The 23,148-nt window shown below is 61.8% G+C and carries 17 protein-coding genes, 2 pseudogenes and 1 CRISPR repeat array; of the genes and pseudogenes, 7 read left to right on the forward strand and 12 right to left on the reverse strand.

The window, feature by feature from the left end; all coding sequences use genetic code 11:
- The first annotated feature begins 821 nt into the window (after positions 1–821).
- A pseudogene (locus ABIE58_RS14345) lies at positions 822–2,223 on the forward strand (IS256 family transposase).
- A 155-nt stretch (positions 2,224–2,378) separates the two neighbouring features.
- On the opposite strand, the gene ABIE58_RS14350 reads toward ABIE58_RS14345, so the two are convergent.
- Positions 2,379–2,654 carry a helix-turn-helix transcriptional regulator gene (locus ABIE58_RS14350; RefSeq protein WP_354545400.1) on the reverse strand — a complete coding sequence of 92 codons (276 nt, stop codon included), beginning with the start codon at positions 2,652–2,654 and terminating at the stop codon, positions 2,379–2,381.
- A 240-nt stretch (positions 2,655–2,894) separates the two neighbouring features.
- Between ABIE58_RS14350 and ABIE58_RS14355 the strand changes: the two genes are divergently transcribed.
- Positions 2,895–4,661 (forward strand): DUF262 domain-containing protein, encoded by a 1,767-nt coding sequence (locus ABIE58_RS14355; protein ID WP_354545401.1) that lies wholly within the window; start codon positions 2,895–2,897, stop codon positions 4,659–4,661.
- Positions 4,658–5,068 (forward strand): hypothetical protein, encoded by a 411-nt coding sequence (locus ABIE58_RS14360; protein ID WP_354545402.1) that lies wholly within the window; start codon positions 4,658–4,660, stop codon positions 5,066–5,068. Before ABIE58_RS14355 ends, ABIE58_RS14360 begins: the two co-directional genes overlap by 4 nt.
- A gap of 155 nt (positions 5,069–5,223) precedes the next feature.
- Positions 5,224–6,956: a CRISPR direct-repeat array (repeat unit 31 nt; unit sequence GTTTCTATCCGCGCCCCCGTGAGGGGGCGAC).
- 187 nt (positions 6,957–7,143) lie between these two features.
- Here the strand turns inward: ABIE58_RS14360 and cas2 are convergent.
- From cas2 to ABIE58_RS14405, 9 genes and pseudogenes are all read right to left on the reverse strand, one after another.
- On the reverse strand, positions 7,144–7,434 hold the full coding sequence (gene cas2, locus ABIE58_RS14365) for a CRISPR-associated endonuclease Cas2 (protein ID WP_354545403.1): 291 nt from the start codon (positions 7,432–7,434) through the stop codon (positions 7,144–7,146).
- A gap of 2 nt (positions 7,435–7,436) precedes the next feature.
- Positions 7,437–8,450: a type I-C CRISPR-associated endonuclease Cas1c gene (gene cas1c / locus ABIE58_RS14370; protein ID WP_354545404.1), complete on the reverse strand. Its 1,014-nt coding sequence runs from the start codon at positions 8,448–8,450 to the stop codon at positions 7,437–7,439.
- Entirely contained in the window at positions 8,447–9,139 is a 693-nt protein-coding gene (cas4, locus tag ABIE58_RS14375) for a CRISPR-associated protein Cas4 (protein WP_502950105.1), read from the reverse strand. The genes cas1c and cas4 overlap by 4 nt, the downstream gene beginning before the upstream one ends.
- Complete coding sequence (cas7c, locus tag ABIE58_RS14380) at positions 9,063–9,977, reverse strand: type I-C CRISPR-associated protein Cas7/Csd2 (protein WP_354545406.1); 915 nt, start codon at positions 9,975–9,977, stop codon at positions 9,063–9,065. The genes cas4 and cas7c overlap by 77 nt, the downstream gene beginning before the upstream one ends.
- On the reverse strand, positions 9,974–11,806 hold the full coding sequence (gene cas8c / locus ABIE58_RS14385; RefSeq protein WP_354545407.1) for a type I-C CRISPR-associated protein Cas8c/Csd1: 1,833 nt from the start codon (positions 11,804–11,806) through the stop codon (positions 9,974–9,976). Before cas8c ends, cas7c begins: the two co-directional genes overlap by 4 nt.
- Positions 11,803–12,459, reverse strand: coding sequence for a type I-C CRISPR-associated protein Cas5c (gene cas5c, locus ABIE58_RS14390; RefSeq protein WP_354545408.1), 657 nt, complete (start codon positions 12,457–12,459; stop codon positions 11,803–11,805). The genes cas8c and cas5c overlap by 4 nt, the downstream gene beginning before the upstream one ends.
- A 278-nt stretch (positions 12,460–12,737) precedes the next feature.
- A complete protein-coding gene (cas3, locus tag ABIE58_RS14395; protein ID WP_354545409.1) occupies positions 12,738–14,936 on the reverse strand; it encodes a CRISPR-associated helicase Cas3' in 2,199 nt (732 codons plus the stop codon).
- A 178-nt stretch (positions 14,937–15,114) separates the two neighbouring features.
- Complete coding sequence (locus tag ABIE58_RS14400; protein ID WP_354545410.1) at positions 15,115–16,377, reverse strand: tyrosine-type recombinase/integrase; 1,263 nt, start codon at positions 16,375–16,377, stop codon at positions 15,115–15,117.
- A 203-nt stretch (positions 16,378–16,580) separates the two neighbouring features.
- Positions 16,581–17,120: pseudogene (locus ABIE58_RS14405) on the reverse strand (IS5 family transposase); the annotation flags it as partial.
- Positions 17,121–17,722: 602 nt separating this feature from the next.
- On the opposite strand from ABIE58_RS14405, the gene ABIE58_RS14410 reads away from it, so the two are divergent.
- From ABIE58_RS14410 to ABIE58_RS14420, 3 genes are read left to right on the forward strand one after another with little or no spacing between them, the layout of a single operon-like run.
- A complete protein-coding gene (locus ABIE58_RS14410) occupies positions 17,723–17,872 on the forward strand; it encodes a hypothetical protein (protein ID WP_354545411.1) in 150 nt (49 codons plus the stop codon).
- A 3-nt stretch (positions 17,873–17,875) separates the two neighbouring features.
- Positions 17,876–18,106 (forward strand): hypothetical protein, encoded by a 231-nt coding sequence (locus ABIE58_RS14415; protein ID WP_354545412.1) that lies wholly within the window; start codon positions 17,876–17,878, stop codon positions 18,104–18,106.
- A gap of 54 nt (positions 18,107–18,160) precedes the next feature.
- On the forward strand, positions 18,161–18,409 hold the full coding sequence (locus tag ABIE58_RS14420; protein ID WP_354545413.1) for a hypothetical protein: 249 nt from the start codon (positions 18,161–18,163) through the stop codon (positions 18,407–18,409).
- Positions 18,410–18,547: 138 nt separating this feature from the next.
- Here the strand turns inward: ABIE58_RS14420 and ABIE58_RS14425 are convergent, their stop codons facing one another.
- Positions 18,548–20,569 carry a hypothetical protein gene (locus tag ABIE58_RS14425; RefSeq protein WP_354545414.1) on the reverse strand — a complete coding sequence of 674 codons (2,022 nt, stop codon included), beginning with the start codon at positions 20,567–20,569 and terminating at the stop codon, positions 18,548–18,550.
- 21 nt (positions 20,570–20,590) lie between these two features.
- Entirely contained in the window at positions 20,591–21,817 is a 1,227-nt protein-coding gene (locus tag ABIE58_RS14430) for an ATP-grasp domain-containing protein (protein WP_354545415.1), read from the reverse strand.
- A gap of 328 nt (positions 21,818–22,145) precedes the next feature.
- Here ABIE58_RS14430 and ABIE58_RS14435 point away from each other — a divergent pair, with 328 nt between their 5' ends.
- Positions 22,146–23,114 carry a helix-turn-helix domain-containing protein gene (locus ABIE58_RS14435; RefSeq protein WP_354545416.1) on the forward strand — a complete coding sequence of 323 codons (969 nt, stop codon included), beginning with the start codon at positions 22,146–22,148 and terminating at the stop codon, positions 23,112–23,114.
- Positions 23,115–23,148: the final 34 nt, after the last annotated feature.

A 23,148-nucleotide genomic window follows, 5' to 3' on the forward strand; every position in this document is an offset into this window, starting at 1 on the left:
TCAGGAATGGCTCGCTTTATATCGATACACAGCCCGCCGGATCCCGGCACGCATACGAAGTCCTAGGGAAATCGAGAGTGAGCCATGGGGATGCCCTTTGGTGCCATCACAACCCCGGATTGAAAGCTCCCATATCACCGGACTTAAAGTGCAGTCTCGTCAAACTCTGATTGTGCTGTGCGCCGGTGAGACTGTTTACATACCCGTATCCAAACCCTTCCATATGTAAACATTCACCCTTCAAAAACCCTTACATATGTAAACATTTGAGGCAAATAATACCCCAAGATACCCTTACATCAGCGGATTTTGCAGATGGCAGATGCTTACATATGGAAGGGTCGGTTTGAGTAAAATCAGTTACTTAGCTTCGCGAAACTGGCCGAAAACGGCGTTTTTACCTGTAACGTTGCCCCAGCAGAGGAAGGCACCGACTCGGAGAAGACGCTCAGACGCTCACCTGGTGCGCTTGAGCAGCCCAGATGAACACCGACAGCCGAAAGAACGCGGACAGTATCAGGTGACGCGCACAGCCAGGCACAGAGACATGCCCAGCACATACCGAAGATAGACAGACGCCGAGCCGAGAAACAAATGACAAGGAGAGTGAGGAACAAGGCCACCGTGGAGGTGTCCGTGCCGGAGACCGCAGCGACGATCAAGAGAAGTGTGACAGAGGCCCATGTCAAGAGAAGTGTGACAGAGGCCCATGTGGAGAAGGACGGCTAAGAGAGGATCGGGTTCGCGCCCATCCATCCGAGAGTGTCCGATCTTCTGTGTAACTGGGATTTGGTCCATGCTTCCTGGGAGGAGTAAAAACTATGACCATTTCCAAGGAACTACTGGACGAGTTGCTGAAGGGCTGCGAGCGGCCGGAGGATTTGCTTGGCGATGCCGGGCTGATGAAAGAGCTGAAGATCAAGCTGATGGAGCGGATGCTGGGGGCCGAGTTGACGGCGCATCTGGGCTATGAAGAGGGCAAGGACGCGCCCGTGGGACAGGCCAACCGTCGCAACGGGACGTCCTCCAAGCGGCTGAAGGGGCAGGACGGCGAGGTGCCGATCGCCGTGCCGCGCGATCGGGACGGTAGTTTCGAGCCCGAGCTGGTGAAGAAGGGCCAGACCCGGATCGATGGAATCGACGACAAGATCATCGGTCTTTACGCCGCCGGTCTGACGGTGCGTGACATCCGCGCCCATCTTGAGGATGTCTACGGGCTGCAGGTCTCGCCCGACCTGATCAGCCGGGGTGAGGCGGATCAGAAAACGATCCGGGGGATCGTTTTCCCGCCGAACGATGCTGTGCTGGATGAGGTCCGCGACTGGCAATCCCGAGCGCTGGACCGGATGCATCCGATCGTGATCTTCGACGCGCTCCGGGTCAAAATCCGCGACGCCGACAGCCGGATGGTCAAAAACAAGGCAGTTTACGTCGCTTTGGGCGTCACGCGCGATGGTGTGCGCGAGGTTTTAGGGCTGTGGGTCGCCGATAACGAAGGGGCCAAATTCTGGCTGTCGGTGATGAATGAGCTGAAGAACCGTGGGGTTCAGGACGTGCTGATCGCGGTCGTCGACGGGCTCAAAGGGGCTCCGCCCGTTCTTGCCTCAAACTGTCCCCGGACAGTTTGCCGCTTCGCGGACCGGCGCGAACTCCCCGAGGCCATCACCGCCGCCTTCCCGGAGGCCACCGTCCAGACATGCGTTCGCCATTGTCTCTCGGACCAATGGCGTTCCAATGGCTCACTGCATCTGGTGCGCCATTCGCTGAACTTCTGCGCCTGGAAGGATCGCAAGGCTGTGGCCGCCGATCTGCGCCTGATTTACGGTGCCCCGACCGCCGATCAGGCCGCCGCCGAACTGGACGCCTTTGAAGAGAAATGGGCCGGAAAATACGCCTCGATCGCCCCGGCCTGGCGCAGGGCCTGGGCCGAGGTGATCCCGTTCTTCGCCTTCGATCCGTTCTGCGCTACGATTGATCCCCCGGATCAATCGCTTAACGCTTGAACTCCGCAAGATCATCTACACGACGAATGCCATAGAAAGTCTGAACAGGGTCATTCGCAAGTCGATCAAGACGCGCGGCTCCTTCCCGACCGAGGAGGCCGCGACCAAGCTGATCTATCTGGCGATCCGAAACTTCGAGAAGGGCGGCAGGAATGTCCGGGAATGGTTTGCGGCCCGCAACCAATTCGCTATCATGTTCGACGAACGCTTCAACGCGTGACCGTATCTGAAACCCGCATGGGCCAGCCCAGATACACAGAGTTCATGACACTCCCCGGCAGCATGCTCAGGAAACATGCGCACCGTCTAGGCGACATGTCCGGACCATACCACGGAGCCCTGCATGATGGCGGGCCGTTCACGCGTTCGGCCTTGTTACACGTCGGCAGCAGCGGGATCGCCGTCCGCTGTGTTTGCGTAATGGCGTTCTACCTCGGCAGCGAGATCAGCCATTCGCATATTGAGCCCATGACTGAGGGCGAGCATGGCAGTCAGCGACGGTTGTCGGCGGGCGGTCTCCAGAAGAGACACGAACCGCGCCGACACGTCCGCGCGAGCTGCCAGTTCTTCCTGGCTCAAACCACTGCGTGCGCGCTGTTCCGCGAGCGTCGTCGCAAACGCCACCACCAGTCGCTCGTTCCGTCTCTCCATGCGGACAGCAATTTCGCAAGGCCGCGCACCTCGCCACGAACAGTTGTTCTAGTTGAGCCGGTTTGATACGAGAAACGGACGTGGCGTGCCGAACGATCGACGACCGTGGGAGCATATCAGAAGTGATCATCTCGGATTGAAGCGTGCGTTTGCTCCACCAGAGATGAGTTATGCCGCATGGGTAAGAGGGAGAAACGGCTTGCCGTCGCGAAAGGAATCTGAACACGCGTAAGGACATCCATGAGCTATTCAACCTCGACCATCGGCCACCTTCTTGCCGACGTTAACCACCGGTATTTCCTCCCAGCCATTCAGCGCCCCTATGTCTGGACAGCAGACCAGGTCGTCATGCTGATCGACTCGCTGATGAAGGGATATCCGATCAGCTCGTTCATGTTCTGGGCCGTCGAAGAAGACCTGAAGAAAGAGCTGCGCATCTACAATTTCATCGAGCACTGGCAACCTGGAAAGCAGAACCCTGTCGCGTCCACCGATGGTCGAAATATCATTCTCGTGCTGGACGGGCAGCAACGCCTGACGTCGCTCCAGATCGCGCTGAGGGGCAGCTTCGCAGAGAAGGCGAAATACAAGAGGCACTCCAACCCCGATGCATGGACCGAGAAGACACTTTACCTCGACCTCCTCACCGACGCGGAGGAACCCGGCGAGGAGGAGGACATCGACCTCGGCATCAGCTACGGTTTGCGGTTCCACGCGCACACGCCCCGCAACGACTATCGGCATCACTGGTTCCGCCTTGGCGATATCCTGAACTATGCATCCGAGGAACAGCTGTATGCCCTGATCTCGAGGACGCTCGCCGAACTCCATCAAGGCGTCACCCCGTTTCAGCGCGATCTCGTGGCGTCGACCTTGCGACGGTTGCACGAGGTGATCTGGATCGAGGAGAATATCAATTACTACACCGAGACGGCCGGATCCGTCGATCGCGTGCTCGACATCTTCGTGCGGGCCAATGATGGCGGTGTGAAACTGTCGAAATCCGATCTAATGATGTCCATGATCACGTCGAAATGGCATGAGGGGTCGGCGCGCGACGAGGTCTTCGGGTTCGTGGATCATATCAACAAATCCCTCGGCGTCCCGAATGCGATCAACAAGGACTTCGTTCTGAAATCATGCCTCGTTCTTTGCGGGTTCGATGTGAAATACAACGTCTCGAACTTCACCACCGAAGCAATCCGGACGATCGAACGCAACTGGGCTGCGATCAAGGATGCGATCGAGCGGACGTTCCGCTTTCTCAATAGCCTTGGAATTTCGAAAGAGAACCTGTCGTCACTGAACGCGGTGCTGCCGATCACCTGGTATCTTTTCCACCTGCCCGGTGTCACATTGCGGGGATCGTCCGAGTTCGACCGACAGAACGCTCGCGCCGTTCAGCGGTGGCTTCTCAACAGCCTGCTGATGGGCGTCTTCGCAGGAACCTCGGACCGGACGATCGCCAGGGCGCGAGATACCCTGATCGCCGCTCAGGGCATGGGGCGGGATTTCCCGGAAGAGCAGCTTTATGACGCGTTGGCACTTGGCGGCCGCCAGACGCGACTTGACGAGCGTGCTATCGAGGAGTTGCTGGAGCTGAAATACAGGAAGACGAAAACGTTCCTAGCTCTTTCGCTTCTCTACGATGACATCGACTGGGGTGGAACGACTTACCATGTCGATCACATCATTCCTCAAGATCATGCGAACCGCCGGGTTCTGATGGCCAGAAACCTCCCGGAGCATCGGATACAGGAAATCATCGGAGCCGTGGACCGGCTCGCCAATCTGCAGCTTCTCCCGGCTCAGGAGAACATGGAGAAAGGAGCAATCTCGTTCGACGCCTGGATCACGGGACGAAGTGATGCCTACAGGGATCGGCATTTGATCTCCTACAAGCCCGACCTCTGGACGGCGGCGCAACTCCCCGAGTTCGTGCAGGACCGGGCGCGCCTCATTCGGCAAAGGCTGTCGTCGAAAGTGGGTCGGGAAACAGTCGAATGACGCGCGACGAGCTACGGCAGGCATGCATCGAACGGCTGGATGAGCGCGCCATGGAGCATCCCAGCGGCCATCAAGGAAAACTCGCGGCGCGATACTTGCTGCACACACCGAGCGCAGACGCGGTCGAGTTGATGTTTGAGAAAGGACCGCGATCGGCCCTCAATTTATGGGTCGCCGAACGCTTCGTGGATAACCTTGTTGCCGAAGGGTCACTGGAGTATCGCCATGCCCCGTCCTCCGTGTTGTTTGCCACCAAGGGCGCGAATGGCAAGCGTCGATACGGACGCCATTCGGCACTGAAGGTTATGAACCAACTCTCTCATGCCGATCTTGTCTGTTTTCGGATCAAGAAGCTGGCTGATCTGGACCGGACCCTCGACCATCTGAGCAATTATGGTGCGAGGTGAGACGCACGACACTAGCGGCGCGAAAGGTGCAGGTTCGTGCACCATCTCTGCGGCGGATAGGAGCAGCTTGCCTCGCTTGGTCTGGATTCGCCACGCCGAGCGATCGAAGAACTGGCCTGCTGCCGCTTTCGTGCCGGTCGTCTGCCGTGAGTTGCGTTTCTATCCGCGCGCCCGTGAGGGGGCGACCGCTTGACACGCTCGTGTGCGGGATCGGGATACGGTTTCTATCCGCGCCCCCGTGAGGGGGCGACCCGTGCAGATATTCGGGCATGACCGATACAAGGCGGTTTCTATCCGCGCCCCCGTGAGGGGGCGACCATCACGCGCCAGCCGCCGGGCGCAGGAGGAGGCCGTTTCTATCCGCGCCCCCGTGAGGGGGCGACGCGTGCCGTGGGTGCAACAACGACGTAGGGCATATGTTTCTATCCGCGCCCCCGTGAGGGGGCGACGCGGCCCCGCGCAGCCGCATGGGCAGAAAAACCAGTTTCTATCCGCGCCCCCGTGAGGGGGCGACGTAGCCACGACCTGCGTGGCGAGATCGTAGCGCATGTTTCTATCCGCGCCCCCGTGAGGGGGCGACCGGGGTGCTTGTCGTTGCCGCTGGTGTCCCTCCAGTTTCTATTCGCGCCCCCGTGAGGGGGCGACATGACTCTTTGCCGGAGCCTTCTCTCCTGCCGCAGTTTCTATCCGCGCCCCCGTGAGGGGGCGACTCTTGGCTCAGGCCCGGATGACGCGCGGACATGGGTTTCTATCCGCGCCCCCGTGAGGGGGCGACCCCCGGCGTCGGCTGATATGTGGCGACCGGGAAGTTTCTATCCGCGCCCCCGTGAGGGGGCGACCCGGTGCCGTCGGGCTGCGGAGCGCTCATCACATCGTTTCTATCCGCGCCCCCGTGAGGGGGCGACCCCTACTGAGTAGTTTCCAGAGAACCTAAAGAGCGTTTCTATCCGCGCCCCCGTGAGGGGGCGACGGGGCAGCATGGCTTGGTTGGCGTTTTTGGAAAGGTTTCTATCCGCGCCCCCGTGAGGGGGCGACCACCGTCACCTCGCATGTCGCATCACGCCAGGGGTTTCTATCCGCGCCCCCGTGAGGGGGCGACTACCGCGCCATCCGACAAGTCAAAGGCCTTGAGCAGTTTCTATCCGCGCCCCCGTGAGGGGGCGACGACGCCCGTTGTGGATGAGAATACGGCCCAAAGTGTTTCTATCCGCGCCCCCGTGAGGGGGCGACCAGCGCCGCGAGATGGAGGCGCGTCAGCAGCAATCGTTTCTATCCGCGCCCCCGTGAGGGGGCGACTGCACGAGCGGGGCGGTGATGCCTTCGTTCGCGACGTTTCTATCCGCGCCCCCGTGAGGGGGCGACATTGACAGGCTCCACGTAGGTGCCGCTGAAATAGTTGTTTCTATCCGCGCCCCCGTGAGGGGGCGACTTCCCGTGTCATGGTCAGTGCCTCCGCACGCTGTGGTTTCTATCCGCGCCCCCGTGAGGGGGCGACTATCGGCGCGCTGTTGATCAAGGCGACAACGAAGGTTTCTATCCGCGCCCCCGTGAGGGGGCGACATCCGGCCAAGAAGCGCACATGCTTCTGGACGCAGTTTCTATCCGCGCCCCCGTGAGGGGGCGACGATTAACGGCTCATCGTTTTCGCGCAGTTGTGCGAGTTTCTATCCGCGCCCCCGTGAGGGGGCGACAATTCGCCCGCCGCTATTACGCAGGCGAAACGCTGGTTTCTATCCGCGCCCCCGTGAGGGGGCGACTTTACAACGACGCTGCGTCACAAGTCGGGTGGCCGTTTCTATCCGCGCCCCCGTGAGGGGGCGACGCGCGGCGCGGTCCTACAAGGACACGTGCGCCAAAGTTTCTATCCGCGCCCCCGTGAGGGGGCGACCCCTAAGACGTAAGGCATTACACCGCAAAGGGAAAACCCCAATCAATTGCGAACCGCGCGCGCCGCGTTGCTTGGCGGGGTCAATGCGACCAGGTGCCATGACAATTTCATCACGATTTCAAAGAGCTTTGCGCTGTGCGAACCCCGGCGGATATCCGTGGGTGCTCCAGGTTCGCACCCGCCGAACTCAGAATATCAGCGGGCCGTCGAAATCGGTGTCCGGTTTTGATCCGTGGTGCTCGACGCGCCGCTTCCAGTTCGCACCCAGCATGTAGAATCGCAGACTGTCCTCGTCTTCCTTGAACTCCGACAAAAGCCGGGATCTCAGCCCAGTCCATTGCGCCGGGTTCACGTCGCACTCGAACACCGAATACTGAACGCGCTGGCCGAAATCCTGACATGCCCGAGCGATCCGCCGCAAGCGCTTGCGGCCCGCTGCCGACTCGGTTTTCACATCATAGGTCACAAGCACCAGCATACCTACCTCCAGATACAGGCGGGATAGCCATCGAGATCGCCGCGCAGATGACCAGCGAGGAGTTGCGCCTGTGTGTGGGGAACAAGGCCAAGCGGCATCTTTTCCGAAAGGAAAGGGTGTGTCACCACAACGCGCTTGCGCTCCTGCCAGGCCGTGAGCACGCGCTTGCGCGCTTCGTCCCGGAGAAAGACCCCGCCCGTCTCTTCGTGCCGGAAATCGCCCGTGGCAAGCTGGCCGCGATTGATCAGCGTCAGGCAGCAGCGATCCGCGAGCGGCGCGCGAAACTCTTCCATCAGGTCTATGGCAAGGCTCATGCGACCGGGTTTGTCGCGGTGCAGGAATCCCATCTGCGGATCGAGCCCGACGGTTTCGAGCGCGGCGCGACAATCGGCTGTCAACAGCACGTAGAGAAAGGACAGAACCGCGTTGACCGGGTCGCGCGGCGGGCGGCGCGTGCGCCCGTGAAAGGACATGGAGCGTGCGCGCAGCAGCTTGTCGAACACCGAGAAATACGCGTTCGCCGCGTCTCCCTCGACCCCCCTCACCGCCTCGAGGTCATCCGAGTCCAGCGCAACGCGCGCGCTGCGGTTCAGGCGCCGCTCCACTCCGCCGAGAGCCCCGTCGGGATCGCCATAATCGCGGATCGCGCGGCGGATCACGCCACGCTGATTGGCGATCTTGGCGGCCACGATCGCCCGCGCGACGTTCACAGGATCGTTGGCGGTTCGCGCATGTTGGGCGCGCCGGAGCAGGACATTGCCGCTTTGCGGCCCCTCGACACGGGCGAGAAAACGGCCGGACCAGCCGAGAAAGGTAATGCTGATGCCGGCTTCGCTGGCGGCGTGCATCAGCTGCGGCGAGATACCAACCTGCCCGAAACAGACGATCGCGCCCAGGAGGTGAAGCGGCGCGCGTCCGCGCTCCGCCCCCTCGATCTCGACCACGACATTCGCGCCGTCCTTGCGCAGCCAGGCCCCCTCGGAGGTGACGTAGAGCGTATTGAGCAACTTCTTCATTGCGGGGCTTCCACCTGATCGAGTGCCCTGGCCAGCCACTCTGCCACGCCGCGACGACGACGGCCCAACCGGGGACGGCAGAGATCGAACAGCGAGCACCGGTCGCAACGCACCTTGTCATAGACCGGTTCGGGCAGCGCTTGCGCCGCGCGGCAGGCACGGATTTCGTCGGCGCAGGCCACGGTAAGATCGCGGAGGTCCGCGTCGATGGCCACCTTTGTGCGACGGCGCGGCGTGCCGTAGAAGAGCGCGCCTTCCTCGATCTTGCAGCCGAACATCTCTTCGAGGCAGAGCGCCTGCGCGCAGAGTTGCACCTCGTCGGCGCGGTGGGTCTTGGGTTTGCCGCGCTTGTATTCGACCGGGTATGGGCGACCGCCGCGCAGTTCGACCACGTCCGCCACGCCGTGCAGCCCGTGCCGGGCGGAATGGATTTCCACACTGCGCAGGATACGGATGCCAGGGCGGCTCTCGGGCTGCCCGGCGTCGCTGCGCTCGTGCAGGACGCGCCCCTCGGCGGTGAAGACATTCTCGGCCCAGACCCGTTCGATATGAATCAACGCATACTGGCGAGGGCAGAACAGCCAGTGTTGCAGGGCCGAAATCGGAATGTCTTCAGAAGGGCTCAATGATCTCAATGCCCCCAGGAAGGTTCTCTTGATCGAGCGTGATTTCGTAGTCGCCAAAAGCACGGGCCGGGGGAAGATTATGAGTGCGCGGATCGCCCACCGGGATCAACTCGTCTCCGCTTCGACGGTGCACCGAAACCCGCTCGAAGAGCTTGTGCGCCTGCGCGTTTCCAAGCGCGCTATCGTGGCGGAAGGCAATCAGGCGGCGGACCGACATCTCGCCGCGCGCGGCGGAACGGTCGAGGTCGAGCATATCGCGCAGCGCGGTCCAGAGCGTTTCCAGGTCCGCCTCCGAGAAGCCGGTCTTTTCCGCGAGCTTGGCATTGATAAAGCCATGCGCGCGGTAGAGCCCGTAGGGAACGATATGCTTGCGGCCCATCGTGCGTTCCTTGTCGCGGTCCTTTTCGTTGGTGACCGAGGATCGGGTAATCGAGATTTCCAGCGGCAGGACGGGTTCCTCTGACCGAGCGAAGGTGATCTGCACCGGGCCGCGCACCTGACCGCAATTGACGCCGGTGGTCATGACAGCTCCGAAGGTCCGAATGTCGAAAAAGTTTGCGCACATCCAGTCGGTCAGCTTGCGTGCCTCGGCCTCGTCCCGAGGCAGATGGGAATAGTCGTTCTTTTTGGTTGGTTCCGCGCCGGTCTGCTGCCAAGCCTCTTGGTGCCGGTCGTTCAAAACGGCACGTTCGCTCATGTAGATGCGGTGTCCGGCATCGCCGCCATGAGACGCCTCGACATAGTTCCTGATCTTGCGCTTGAGCGCCACGTCAGACACTAGCCCCTGGTTGGTTTCGGGGTCCATGCGCGGCAGGTTCCCGGCATCCGGATCGCCATTTGGATTGCCGTTCGTCACATCGAAGAACAGGACGAAATCGTAGCGGTTTTGCAGGATGGTCATTGATCTTGCTCCTCGATGGTCAGAACTTCTTCAGCGGCGGACTCTGCCGCCGTCTTGTCGGCCTTTGTCCATCGCTGATGATAATATCCGGCGATGAACCGCCCCTGATCCTCAAGCGGCAGCGAGCGCGGCATATCGGCCTCCAGACCCAGCCAGATCGTGCCCAGCTCTTTCTCGAGCCAATGTCCCAGCCCACCATTTTCCCCTTTCTTGAGAAGCGCCAGATGATGGGTGGCGTTTTTGACCAGAAGCGGAAAGACGCGCGCCGGTGTCGATGAGGCGGCGGCGAAATATCTGTCCTTGATGGTCGCGTTCAGGCCCGGCAGCGCGGCGGACTGGGCGCGTTCGAGCACGGCAAAGAGCCGCCCGAGGCGATAGGCAGGGTTGGTATTGTCAGGGTCGAGGCTCACGGGGATTTCCTCCTCTGTGGTGGGGCGGGTGGTCGCCCGGTAATCATCGGTTTTCAGGTGGCTGTTGATCACTGCCTTGCAGATCGCGGCGCGGCGGCCGCTGATGTCGCCATCAGCGCGGATGCGGGCGATGACCCCAGACAGGAGAGTGCGTGGCAGGCGCTGTCCTGTAAGCACCGCGCGCATGAGCTGGCCGCCCAGAAGCGGCGGAATCGTATCGGCCTTGGCCTTGCCGCCGACGCGGATGGCGGTCTCGTAGAGCAGTGACCAGGCGGCGGGCGCGCCTTTCCAGGGGGCCGGTTCCATCTTGAGCAGGTTCCAAAACCGCGCGACATGGCGGGCGAAATCGCCGAAGGTGCCGGGATGCCAGAACCGCACCGACAGACGCGCGGCATTGGGCGCAAGGCCCAGGATGTAGACCCTGGTCGCGGGGTCGAGGTCCGGCGCGGCGGGGCGTCCGCTTGCCACGTCTTCTATCGCGGCGCGCAAACGCGTGAGTTCGGCCGCTTCATCCGGTGGGTTGAATGCCCCGGCCATGAGGTCTTCGACGGTCCGGGCACCCGAGCCTTCGTCAGCCTCGGCCCAGAACACGACCGTTGTATCGCCGACCCGCAGGTTGCGCCGAGAGTCGCGCGCCAGAAGCGCGTTGAGCGCCGTGCCATAGGCAAAGGCGGCGCGCTCGGAGACGGGGGCGTTGTCGCCCTGCGCCTTACCGAAGGACTCGTAGGCGTCATTGTTGAAGGAAACGAGCGAAGCACCAGAGCTTTGCGCACCCATCACCCCCTTGATCTTGGGATGCAGCCGCTCGATCACCGCCTCATTTCCGGTGACAAGACACAGGCCGCGCTGTGCATCGGATGGAACGGTGACCAACTCCAATGCCGCCGGGCGGTCGTGCAGGAATCCCGGCCCGCTGCCGTCATCGAACTCGAAAACGATGTTCTGGTCGAGCGCGTCGGATGTGAACCCCAATTCAGCGAACATCTCGGGCCGCCAAATCTCCATGAACCGTCGCAACGCAACGAGCCCCGGATCGATAGCCTCGGCCAGAAGTGCCAGATGCGTTTCGGTGAACGCGGCGTGTTCCTGCGCCGTGCGTTTGCCCTGACCCGGGGCAATGCGATTTTTGCCGTTCTCGTCCGTCTCTTCGACGGCGATCACGCCAAAGACATAGGCCGTCTTGTCCCACAGCAGGTTGGGTTTGATACCGGAGGTGCGGCTGCCCGCAGGCACGTTCATGGATACGGGTGTCGGCTTCTTGCCCGCATGGCTGCGCTTGTCGGCCAGCCGGGGCGGTGAGCCGTCCGCGTCAAGCACCAGGGCAAAGGAAATGCGCTCGTTCGAATAGCCGGGGCGCGGGGCTTCGCCGTTGTCTGCCATCCGGTCATATAGCTGCGCCAGCGCGCTCAGGATCGTCATCGCATCAGCCCCCCGGCGCGCGCGGCGGCCACGTCTACCATCCCGTCCACCATTTCCGCGCGGAAGAATTGCGGCGTGCGGTCATTGGCGAAGTCGATGTCGTAGAGCATCCAGCCGAGGTCTTGCCGCCCCGATAGCGGCGAAGGTGGCACCTCGTCGAGCCACTCGAAATCCGCCGCAAATTCGCGCAGGCCAAGGGCCGGCCGGTGAAAGCATTGCCCTTTTTCTGCGCGGCGGCGAAAGGTGTCGTAATGCTTGGCGGGCGTGTCGTCACCCGCCTTGTCGGTCATTTCGAAATGCGCCTCGATCACGTAGGCCACATCGCGCAGCGCCAGGGTGGCGCGCTGCTGGCGGTTGTCGTCCACCGCCATGTGCAGCCCCGACAACTCGCCCGAGGTCATCGCCGTTTTCGCGTTCCGGGCGGAAATCTTGGCCCCCACCTCGTTCTTGCGGATGTTCTCGAACCGGACGGGTTTGAGCACATGGAGACGGTCCACCACCCAGCGGATCGCCGGCTTCCAGTGGACCGCCTCGATAATGCCGCGCGCCGCCGACGGGGTGATCACGTCATAAGAGACGCGCTCGACCTTCATTTCCGGGCGGGTAAAGCAGGCGTAATCGCCCCAGACATGCAGTTTAACGCCGTAGCTCAAGACTTCCTCCCTGAACGGCGGGGCCTAACGACCCCGCCGCGTTCCGTTCCACAATAAGATCCACTCGAGTGTTTCAATCCGCACCTGTTAGCCAAGTGACACTGCCCTTACCTGAACAAGCCGACGAGCAGTAACAGCAGTCGCAAACACGCCTCCACAAGATTGATCCATGATAATGGCTCCTTAGGTGGCTTGATCATGACACGCTCCGACTATGCTGCAAACCTGAGCATACTCTGAAACATCAATTTGTCAACTTCACTCGCGTGGAACTTAAATCAGAACATCATCACTCCCAGCTCCTCCGCATTCTCCGGCGAGAACCCGGCCTCGTCATCATAGAGCCGGGCATTGTCCAGGACCACGAACTGATCTCCGAACTCGTCGGGGCGCACCACATGCGCGGCCCCGACCCGCACCAGCCCGTCACGGATGCGCGGCAAGACCGAAACCGTGTATCGCTGCATCGCGCGCGCGATCGCGCCCGGATACTGGCTGTATTCCAGAAGCCGCCGCGCCCCGGCATCCATGCCATAGGGGCCGGTGCCTATGATCAGCGGCAGCGTGACCTCGTCGATGAGACGGAAATCATCGGCGATATCGGCAAACGGAAAGTCAAAGCGGTTCCCCGTCTCTTTGATCTGCCGGAGGATTCCCCTGCTGTCGAGATCGGCGTCGCGATCCCAGTAGAGCCGCTGGAAATAGGCGCGCACGGCCTCGGGGCTGAGCGGGTCATGCGCATGGGTTTTCAGGATGTCGCGGGCGATATCGGCGTTCAGTCGCAACTCGTGCGGCGGAGAATAGCCATGCTCGGGCTCGAAAATGCGCACCTCGCCCAGCCCCTCCATCATGCCGTTGCGGTTGCAGCGCCCCGCCGCCTGCACGACGGAATCGATCCCCGCCACCGCGCGCCAGACCTGCGGGAAATCGAGATCGACCCCCGCCTCCACGAGTGCGGTTGAAATCACCGGCCCGTCGAAGCCGTCCCTGATGCGCGCGAGCACGTCGCGGCGATGCGTGGCAGTCATGTTGGCGCTCAGGTGAAGGGCGTGTCCCCGGCCCAAAAGATCGTAGAGCGCGCGGGCGTGACGCTTGTTGTTCACGATCACCAATGCCTTTTGTCCAGCCACCCGTGCCGCCAGATCGGCATTGTTCACAGCGCCAACGAATTGTGCCTCCACGCGCTTGAGACGCCGATACAGTTCGGGAGGGTTCGGCGCGATTTCGCGCGTGGCCTCCGCGGGGATGGCCTCAGCGCATCTCAGCCCGTCCTCATCGCGCACCGCCGGTGGCGTGGCCGTGCACAGCACAACCGAGCAACCGTAGCCGCGCACCAGTTCCTTGAGCGCGGCCAGGCAGGGGCGCAGATAGGTGACCGGCAAGGTCTGTGCCTCGTCCAGCACGATAACCGAGCGGGCGATATTGTGCAGCTTGCGGCACTTCTGCGTGCGGTTGGCGAACAGGCTCTCGAAGAATTGCACCGCCGTCGAGACGACGACGGGGCGGTCCCAGTTCTGCGCCGCCAGCTTCATCTGTTCCGCGCGGGTTTCGTCTTCGGAGGCGATCTCGGCATCGAAACCGGAATGATGTTCGAGCACCGCATCGTCATCGTCGAGATACCTGCGGAACTCGTCTGCCGTCTGCTCGATGATCGCCGTGAAGGGCACGACGTAAATCACCCGGCACAGATCGTGGGAAAGCGCATGGTCGAGAGCGAATTTCAGCGAACTCAGGGTCTTGCCGCCGCCCGTGGGGACAGTCAGCGTGAACAGGCCCGGCTCCTTTTCTGCGGCGTCCGCCGCCGCGGCCAGAACCTCGGCACGAAGTCGATTGACGGGCGTCCGCGCCGGGCCGAACCCTTCTAGTCGGCGGTCGAGCGTCGCGCGCAACCGGGGCAGGTCCGCATCGGGCGCGTGGCGCAGGCCCGGCGAATAGAATTTCTCCGTTTCGACGAAATCGGCATCGACAAGGGTAGAAAAGAGCATCCGCGTGAAGAACTGAACCTCGAAGCAGTTGAAAGCGGTGTCAGCATTGAATGTCAGGCCCGACAATGGGGTCGGGGCCGTTCTCAATTCCGGAATGTCCACACCTGGCGGCAGCGGGATGGTCTCGCTCTGGGCAAGCCGCTTGAGAAGTGATGTCGCGGGCCGCGCGTGCGCCTCTGTCGCGCCGTTCGGCAGGCCGGAGTGATGACCGGCGATGCAGAACGCCATGAGCTTTCCAAGGAAAGGAAAATGGCCATGGGCGTAAAGCGCCCCTTCTCCGCTGTGAGTGACCTTTTTCGGTGCCCCCCGAAGCCGTGCCTGAAAATCAGGTTTGACTTTCCCGATATCGTGAAGCCAGCCTGTGACTTCACCTACATCAGCGGCCCCAAGAATTTCCGCCTTACTCCGGGCGGATGCTGCCACATTCGAGAGATGCCGTGAAAGCGGCTCCCAAGCGTCTTCGGATAATTCGGGTAGCGAGTGTGCAAACAAATGGAAAACCCGAGCTTTCAGAACGTTGTTCGGGAAGAGTGCTTCACTCTAGCACGTAATTGCAACCCTTGAGGTAGGCGACTGTTAATTGATTTTTGCGGTCTTGCCTAGAGTGACAGTGCGGCCGCTAAACAACTTTGCCCACTGATCCTTCGTGGTTACTATATGTGGCCCGACGTTAATGATCCGGGTCTAGAGCGAAAAGAAAGTCGGCCCAGTCCTCCATCATCTCGCGCCGTTTCTCGACCATGTCACCGCGCCTGTAGGCCCGCTCGACATCGCTGCCAACGGTGTGTGCCAGCGCCATCTCGGCCATTTCGCGCGGGTAGTTCGTGCGCTCGGCCGCCCAGTCTCTGAACGTCGACCGCAGCCCGTGCGGCACTGCCGGGTTGCGCGACTGAGGGTCAAGAAAGCCTTTGCGCCCTGCCCTCTCCTCGTCCGCCTGCATCCTGCGCATCACGGCCGAGATCGTCATGTCGGACATCTGCCCGCTCTTGGGCGATGGGAAGACATAGGGGCACCCGAGATATCTCGGATGAGACTCAAGGAGACTTGCAGCTACCGAGGGCAACGGCACGCGATGTTCGCGTCCCGCCTTTGTGCGTTCCGCAGGGATGATCCAAAGCTGCTTCGTCAGATCGATCTCGTCCCAAGTCGCGCCGCGTATTTCACCCGACCGCGTCGCCGTGAGTGCGAGGAATTCCAGGGCGCGCGCCGCCATTCCTTCTCGCCTCTGCAGTGCCTTGAACCAGTGGGCGACATCATCCAAGGCGATTGCCGGCTGGCGACGGCCAGACTTCTGGATCTTGCCTCGAGATGGGAGAACCTGTTGAAGGTTGCCCTTCCACCGAGCCGGGTTTTCGCCCTCTCTAAATCCCATGGCCTTTGACCAGTCCAGCACAGCCTCGATCCTTTGCCGCACCCTAGATGCCGTCTCGTTCTTCGTGCTCCAGATTGGACGTAGAACAGCGAGAATATCCTCCATGCTGATCGAGGAGACTGGCTTATCCTTAATCACTGGAAAGGCGTAGGAGACGATCGTCGACTTCCATTGTTTGACATGTTTGGGATTGGAACGCTCAACTTGAACCTTTTCTTCGAAATAGCGCCGGAACGCTCCCTCGAAAGTGGTTTGCTCCCGAACTGCGGCCGCGCGTGCAGCGCGTTCGGCCTTTCGTTCTTCGACCGGGTCACGTCCCGCCCGGATCCGGCGGCGCATCTCTGCTGCCTGTTCCCGAGCCTCTGCGAGGGATACCTCGGGGTAAGGCCCCAAACCGATATGACGTCGCTTGTCCTGCACCGTTGTGCGGAGTATCCATGACCTCGCACCGGCCTCAGTGATGTTCAGGGATAGCCCGGCAACCCCACCAACAGCATGCAGTCCGGGCGCGGACAGGTTCTTGACCTGAATTGCCTTGAGTTCTTGTGCCTGTTTGGGCATTTCTTGCTATCAACCTTCCCACCAACGCGACGCTCTATGAAGTGCATCCACGTGCAATTAGGTTCAACCAGGAATCTACTATTATCCATGTATGACATTGTTTTTGAATTATTATTTTCATCTCACTGAGATAAGTTGCAGCTTATTAACAGCAGACACCCCTTCCGCCAATATAGGCGTAATGGTCCCTTTCCCCGGTGATTTCAGGTGACGCGCACGATCTCGGCAGTGCCGAGTGGGTTGAAGCGCTTCATGAGGGCGATGCGGATATGGATTTCGGCGATCTGACGGCCGGGGTCTCGTGCCGCGATGCGTTCTCCGAAGGCCTTGAGGCACCGCATCTTCGCCTCGATCCGGCTTCGAGCGTGGTATCCGGTCCATCGCTTCCAGAAGGCTCGGCCATAGTAGCGGGTGGCACGCAGGATTTCGTTTCGGGCGATTGCTGCCGGGCAGTCCTCTTTGCAGGGGCGTCCGTTCTTGCGGATCGGGATGACCGCGGTGGCCTCGCGGTCGATGATGGCGGTATGACAGCGGCGCGTGTCATAGGCACCGTCAGCGGTCACGGTGCCGATCTCTTCGCCCTCGGGGATCCGATCGAGCAAATCCGGCAAGACCGGGCTGTCACCGTCGCTGCCGGGCGTGAATTCCACGGCCCGGATGTCCGAGGTGGCTGTGTCCATGGCCAGATGAACCTTGCGCCATTGACGACGGCCCTGAACGCCATGCTTGCGCGCCTGCCACTCGCGGTTGTGTCTCGAATCTGGTGGAAATTCTGCGGCAGCGTTCTCCGGGTGGGTTGATTTGGGCCTGATCAGGCTGCGAGGTCATGGGTCGATTGGCTTGTCGAGGGTTGGCCAGCTCTCTCCATGCGTATCGTTCTTTCTGGAAGTTCTGGCAGGCCTCAACACCCGCCACGATACGCCGCCCTTTCAAACCCCGTCACCCATTTCCGAGCATAGCTGGGACGCATGATCAGCACCTCACATCGCCAAACCGCCACCGCCCTGATCCTTGAGGCCGTCACTGCTGACGCGCGTCGTGCCCCGGCCTGTTCCGAACTGGAGATCAGCGACCGCACTTTGCAGCGCTGGACAAAAGGCGGCCAACTGCGCGCCGATCAGCGCCCCCTCGTGCCACGCCCTGAACCGGCCAACACGCTGAGCGCGGTCGAACGCGCCGCCGTGCTTGAGGTCTGTAATTCAACGGAATTTGCCAGCCTCTCGCCCAGTCAGATCGTGCCAAAACTGGCCGATCAGGGGCGGTATCTGGCGTCAGAATCCAGCTTTTACCGCATGCCTCACGCGCCGAAGGGCAGCAGCATTACCGCGGCCGGGCCAAGCCGCCGGTGCGGCGCAAACCACCCACCAGCTACAAGGCCAGCGCGCCCTGCGAAGTCTGGACCTGGGACATCACGTGGATGCCGGGGCCGACCCTTGGCATGTTCTTTTACCTCCACATGATCGTGGACATCTTCAGCCGCAAGATCGTTGGCTGAGAGGTGCATGAGCGCGAAAGCGCGGACCTGGCCGCCACCCTGATCCGGCAGGCAGTGCTGGGCGAGGGCTGCACCCTGCGCCCGCTGGTCCTGCATGCCGACAACGGCAGTCCGATGAAGGGGGCGACGATGAAAACCACCATGGAGAAACTTGGCATCACCGCCTCCTACAGCCGCCCGCGCGTCAGCAACGACAACCCCTATTCCGAGGCGCTTTTCCGCACCTGTAAATAGCGTCCCGACTGGCCGACCAGGGGCTTTGCCACCAAGGCCGAGGCGCAGGCCTGGGTGAAATCCTTCGCTAACTGGTATAACGGCGTGCATCTGCACAGCGCCATCCGCTTCGTCACTCCCGGCGCGCGCCACGCTGGCCAAGACCGCGCCACACTCGCCAACCGCGCCAGTCTCTATGCAAATGCACAGGCGCAAAACCCAGGGCGCTGGTCAGGCAATACCCGCAACTGGCAACCCGCCGGCCCCGTCTCGCTCAACCCCGAAGCCGAAATCAGCGCCCCTGAAATCAGAGACGCCGCATGAAATCGGCGGACAACTTGTTTGACAAACACCGCACCTCTGCTTGCGCCGATCCGGCGCAGGTGTGCCGTGAGCTTGTCCGTCAGATCAAGTCTGAAGTTTTACACTCTCCTGAGCGTGCTTCGCGCTATGACAGGCGGCTCAGGCCCTTTTGGTGGCCGCGAGGCGCGAGATGGCCTCGCCGCTGATCTCGTGGCGTCCGGCGGCCCATGTCCTGCGGGCCATCGCCGCCACACGGTCCAGAATATCCTGTGCCGGTCGGCGCGTCGGAGCCGGGCGCATCGCGTCCTCGTGGAACAGGTAGAGGCGCGAGGCGAAGGTCTCGAACGGCAGCGAGGCCTCGCCGAAGCGCTCGCCACAACCGTGGGTCGAGACCACCGCCCCGTCGCCGAGGTCCTGGCCTGAATCGTTGTTCGGATTGTAGAAATAAACCCGCATTTCACCCTCGCGGTCGCGGGCCACGCGCAGAATGGTGATGGCGTGCCAGCCGATGAACCGCCCGGCGGCGTCAGTTGCGGCGACGCCTGCGGGTTGGGGGTGGATGACCGGCTCGCCACCGTTATAATCGGGATGATAGGCACCGTGAAAGCGGGCGATGAAATCCTCGATCGCGGCCAGCGCCCCGGTGGGCACATCGACCGCCACGGCGCAGGACCGGCCCACCCACCAGCCATGAAATTCCGGGTTGATCCAGATATGCGGGTCGTCATTGCGGTCGGAGCAAAGTCGGCCCATCTCCGCATAGATGCGGTCGAGATGCGGCACCAGCACCACCGAGACCGGATCGGCATCGAGCGGCGCGCCGCTGGCCAGACCCGCGGGCAGAGCGCCGGAATTGATCGCCTGCCCCTCGAAATGCATCATAACCGTGTCGATGCGCGCGGCCTGCGTCACCAGATGCAACAGGTAATCGGGATCGTTCTGCCCCCACATCGCGATGGCGCGGGCCGATTGGCAGGTCGGGTTTGCCCCTTGCCCAACGCCCAGAGGCTGGCCCAGAACCTGGATACAGCCCGCAAGCAGCAGATCGGCGGGCGGGGCCGCGTGCAATCCAGCCATCGACAGGCGTTCGGCCACTGCGGGGCACGGCTCCAGCGTCAGCAGGCGCCGCAGCGCAGGCGCGATCGGGGCGTAATGCAGAATCCCGCGATCGAGCATGAGCGACATGCCGTAAAGCGCCTGCGCGGTTTCGGGCCGCACCGCGCGGCGGATCACCTCGATCACAAGGCCGCGATGGTGCTGAAGACAGTCGCGCCCGGTGGTGCCAAGGCCAAGCGTATCGGCGATCATGCCGTCATGTTCGGTATCCAGCACCCATGTCAGAAACGCGGCGTGATAATCCGACACCAGCCCGGTATCGTGCATGGCGCGCGCCAGCCCCTGCGCCTCGTGGCGCAGGTCGGTCTCATCCATGACGGCCAGGCGCGTGCGATAGGTATCGAGTCCCGGATCGCCGAGGCAGGCCGATGTCGGGCCGAAAAGCGCCGACACCAGCCGGTCGGCGCCCAGACGCCGGTCGCCGATCTCGCTCCCGCGTTCGCTGAGGGTGATGGCGATCTGCGCGATCATGTCCTTGACATGGGCGACCTGAATGGGCCGTTGACGCAGGATGCGCCATATTTCATCGACCAACTCGCCCAGCACGTCCTGAAACCCGACATGTTCGGCCAGGTATTGAAACAGCGCGTCTATCGTCGCCTGCCGTGCGCCTGCTGCGCGCGCAGCCTCATCCGTCGCGCCAAAGAAACGCCGCATGTTGAGCGCAAGCACCTGCGTCAGGAACCGCCGCGCGGCGGCGGCGTGGATGCCGGGATGGTCGGTCTCGCCCTTGGCCACCGCGAGCAGACGCAGCAGGCTGACGGCCTCGACGGTCACCGAGGCCTGCGCACCGTGCTCCAGCGTTCCCGAGACAAGCCCCGGCAGCAGGTTGGCGGGTGCATCCCAGTCGGACCCGGCAAAAAGCCCCGCCGCATCCATCCGCGGGGCAAGCGCGTGCAGACGCTCCAGCCCGCCGGGCACAGCGAGCAACCGCCCCGCCACATCAAGCACCTGCGCCTGAAAGCGCGGCTTGGCAAAGGGGCGGGCCTGCTCGAGGTTTTCCAGCGGCCTTTGAAGCGTGGCGACAAGGCGCGTGGCCTCGTCGCCGTGATGCTGTTCGCTCATCCGAATTTCCCGCCAACCGGATCATACATAAAAATCAAGCTCTTCCTGTGCCTTGAGCAGATCGCGCAAACGGTGCGGATTCTCGCCGAAAAAGTATACCAACCCCCAATGAGTACCGAAAGCGGTGCGCTTTGTCACCTTCTGCTCCATCGGTTGGGCCAGTTCGTGGAATTCGAAATAGGTATCGTTGGCGGTCTCTTCGGGGATTTCCAACCGCTCGACCACGCGCCTGCGCGGATAGGCCCCGAAACACCCGGCATGGCCCTTGGCGTCCTCCACCGGGGTCGGGAAGAACGCGTCAAGCTCTTCCTGCGTTGTCTTGGGGTCAAAGGCCAGCACGATGCCCTGATAGCCGTTGAAGCCATAGGCCCGTTCGATCAGTTCCAGCGCGTTGAACCCCGGCGGGCGATAGGCGACCTCGCCGAAATACATCGTGCCGTCGCTGGTGACGAAATATTCCGGGTGGATGAAGCCGAAATCAATATCGAACGCCTTGATAAGCTTGTTGATCTCTTCCTCGATGCGCGGTCGCCAGGATTCAAGCTCTGGCGTCGCGGGCACGAAGACCGAATAGCCCAGCGTCACATATTCCGAGATGTTGAGGAACTGGATCTTGCCATCCTTGATCCACGCCTCTACCGCGAATTCCCAACCGTCCAGATGGCTTTCAAGCAGGGCCGGAAACTCGTCATTCGAGATGGAATCCACATCTTCGACCGTGCGGATGGTGCGATGGCCAAGGCACCCGGCCTTATCAAACGCCTTGAAGTGGATCGGGTCGGTCGGGTCACCATCGAGCTTAAGCAGGGTCTGGTTCACCCGCTTGAGAAAGCGCACCACATCGGCGTGATTGTCGGCCTCCTCGAAAATGCCCACGCGGATACCGGCCAGTTGAGCGCGCCGCTTCATCAGCGACTTGTCGCGGAACAGCATGGATTGCCCCAACAGGCGCGGATTGTCGAGCAGCACCGAGTTGATCGCCCCGGCCCATTCCACGGTTTCCTCGTAAAGCGGGATCGCGACGTCGCAGCCCTCGTCCTTGAGGATCTGCGCAATCTCGTGCGAGCGTTCGTTCAGCCGGTAGAAATCCCAGGGGATGAAGGGAATATCGTTGGCCTGCGCATATTCCTCGGCCCAAGGGGGGGCGACGATCACGTAGCGGCGGTCAAAACGGTCGATAGCGTCTATGGCGTTGAGCGACCAGCCGAGGATCGCCACATAGCCTTTCTCTGGATTTTTTTCGGTCATGGTTGCCTTTCGTATCGTTGCGAGCGTCCAGACGTGGCCGCATGAGGTATCCGAGATACATAGCATATCTAAATAAAAAATCAAAGGACCGGCCTCACGACGACGGAAAGTGACGTGGAGGCCGACTATGGCACACCTTAAAATATATACCTTAAAGGCTACTGACGTGGAATCTGGTTGCCAAAATAAATATTGGATTACGCCTTCAGTAATTCGAATTACTAAGTTTCTGCGGCTTGTTATTGCCGCTTTCAATACGGTTCAAAATAAATTTTAGTTCTGTGAGGAAATCAGCATCGCGCGAGGGACCGTCATGCAAACCGGCCAGATGATCGATCAGTTGCTTGTCCACCTGGATGCGCGCGTGGATGCGTTTGCGATTTGCGAGGTGGCTGATCGCTGGCGGCTCGGGCTTGGACCGATGAAAATGCCGATGTTTCATTACGTGCTGGAGGGAGAGGGCCAAATCGACGGGGTGACAACGCCGCTTGCGCCCGGCGCGCTTGTGATCATCCCTGCGGCGCAGCGCCACGAATTGCAGGCACCGGGCTACAACCCGCGTCATCAAGAGGCGATGTCCGAATTCCGGGTGCTGCCCGAGGGGTTGCTGCGCATCACCGCGGGCGACACCCCGGTCTTGCGCACCGCCTGCGCCACCATTGCCGGGCGGTATCTGCATCAGGCCGATCTTTTTTCCGGCCTGACGGAACCGATGGTGTTCCGGTTTCCCGACACCGCCCGCGTGCCTGCGATTTTCGAAGAACTGGTCGACGAGTTGCGCACCCCCCGCTTTGGCACCCGCGCCCTTGCCTCGGCGCTGTTGAAACAGGCCTTCGTGCTGCTGATCCGGGCACAGTTGCAAGACGGGGGCGCGGATTTTTCGTGGATCCTGTCGCTCCGCGACCCGCGGATCGCCCGCGCCGTCGGGGCGATGATCGACGCGGGCGACGAGCGCCTCTCCACGGACGCGCTCGCCGATCTGGCAGGCATGAGCCGCGCCGCGTTTCAGCGCCGGTTTCAGGATGTGATGGGCGTCACAGTGGCCGATTTCGATGTCCGTCTGCGTCTGCATCGTGCGGCCTTGCTGCTGGTCGAGACCGATTTGCCCGTGGGTGCCATCGCAAGCGCAATCGGCTATTCCAGCCGTAGCCATTTTTCGCGCGCCTTTCGCAAGGCGCTTGGCGTGGACCCGTCACGCTTTCGCCGCGATCAGGCCTCGGGGGAAATCCTGTCCTCGGTCAAGGACTTCATCTCGGCGCTGCTGCACCCGCCAAAGGCGAAAAGCGCACCGGAATGAGCCGACATCGCACGCGCGCCCATGTCAGAACCAC

It is taken from the genome of Roseovarius sp. MBR-78, assembly GCF_040547535.1.
Lineage (GTDB): Bacteria > Pseudomonadota > Alphaproteobacteria > Rhodobacterales > Rhodobacteraceae > Roseovarius.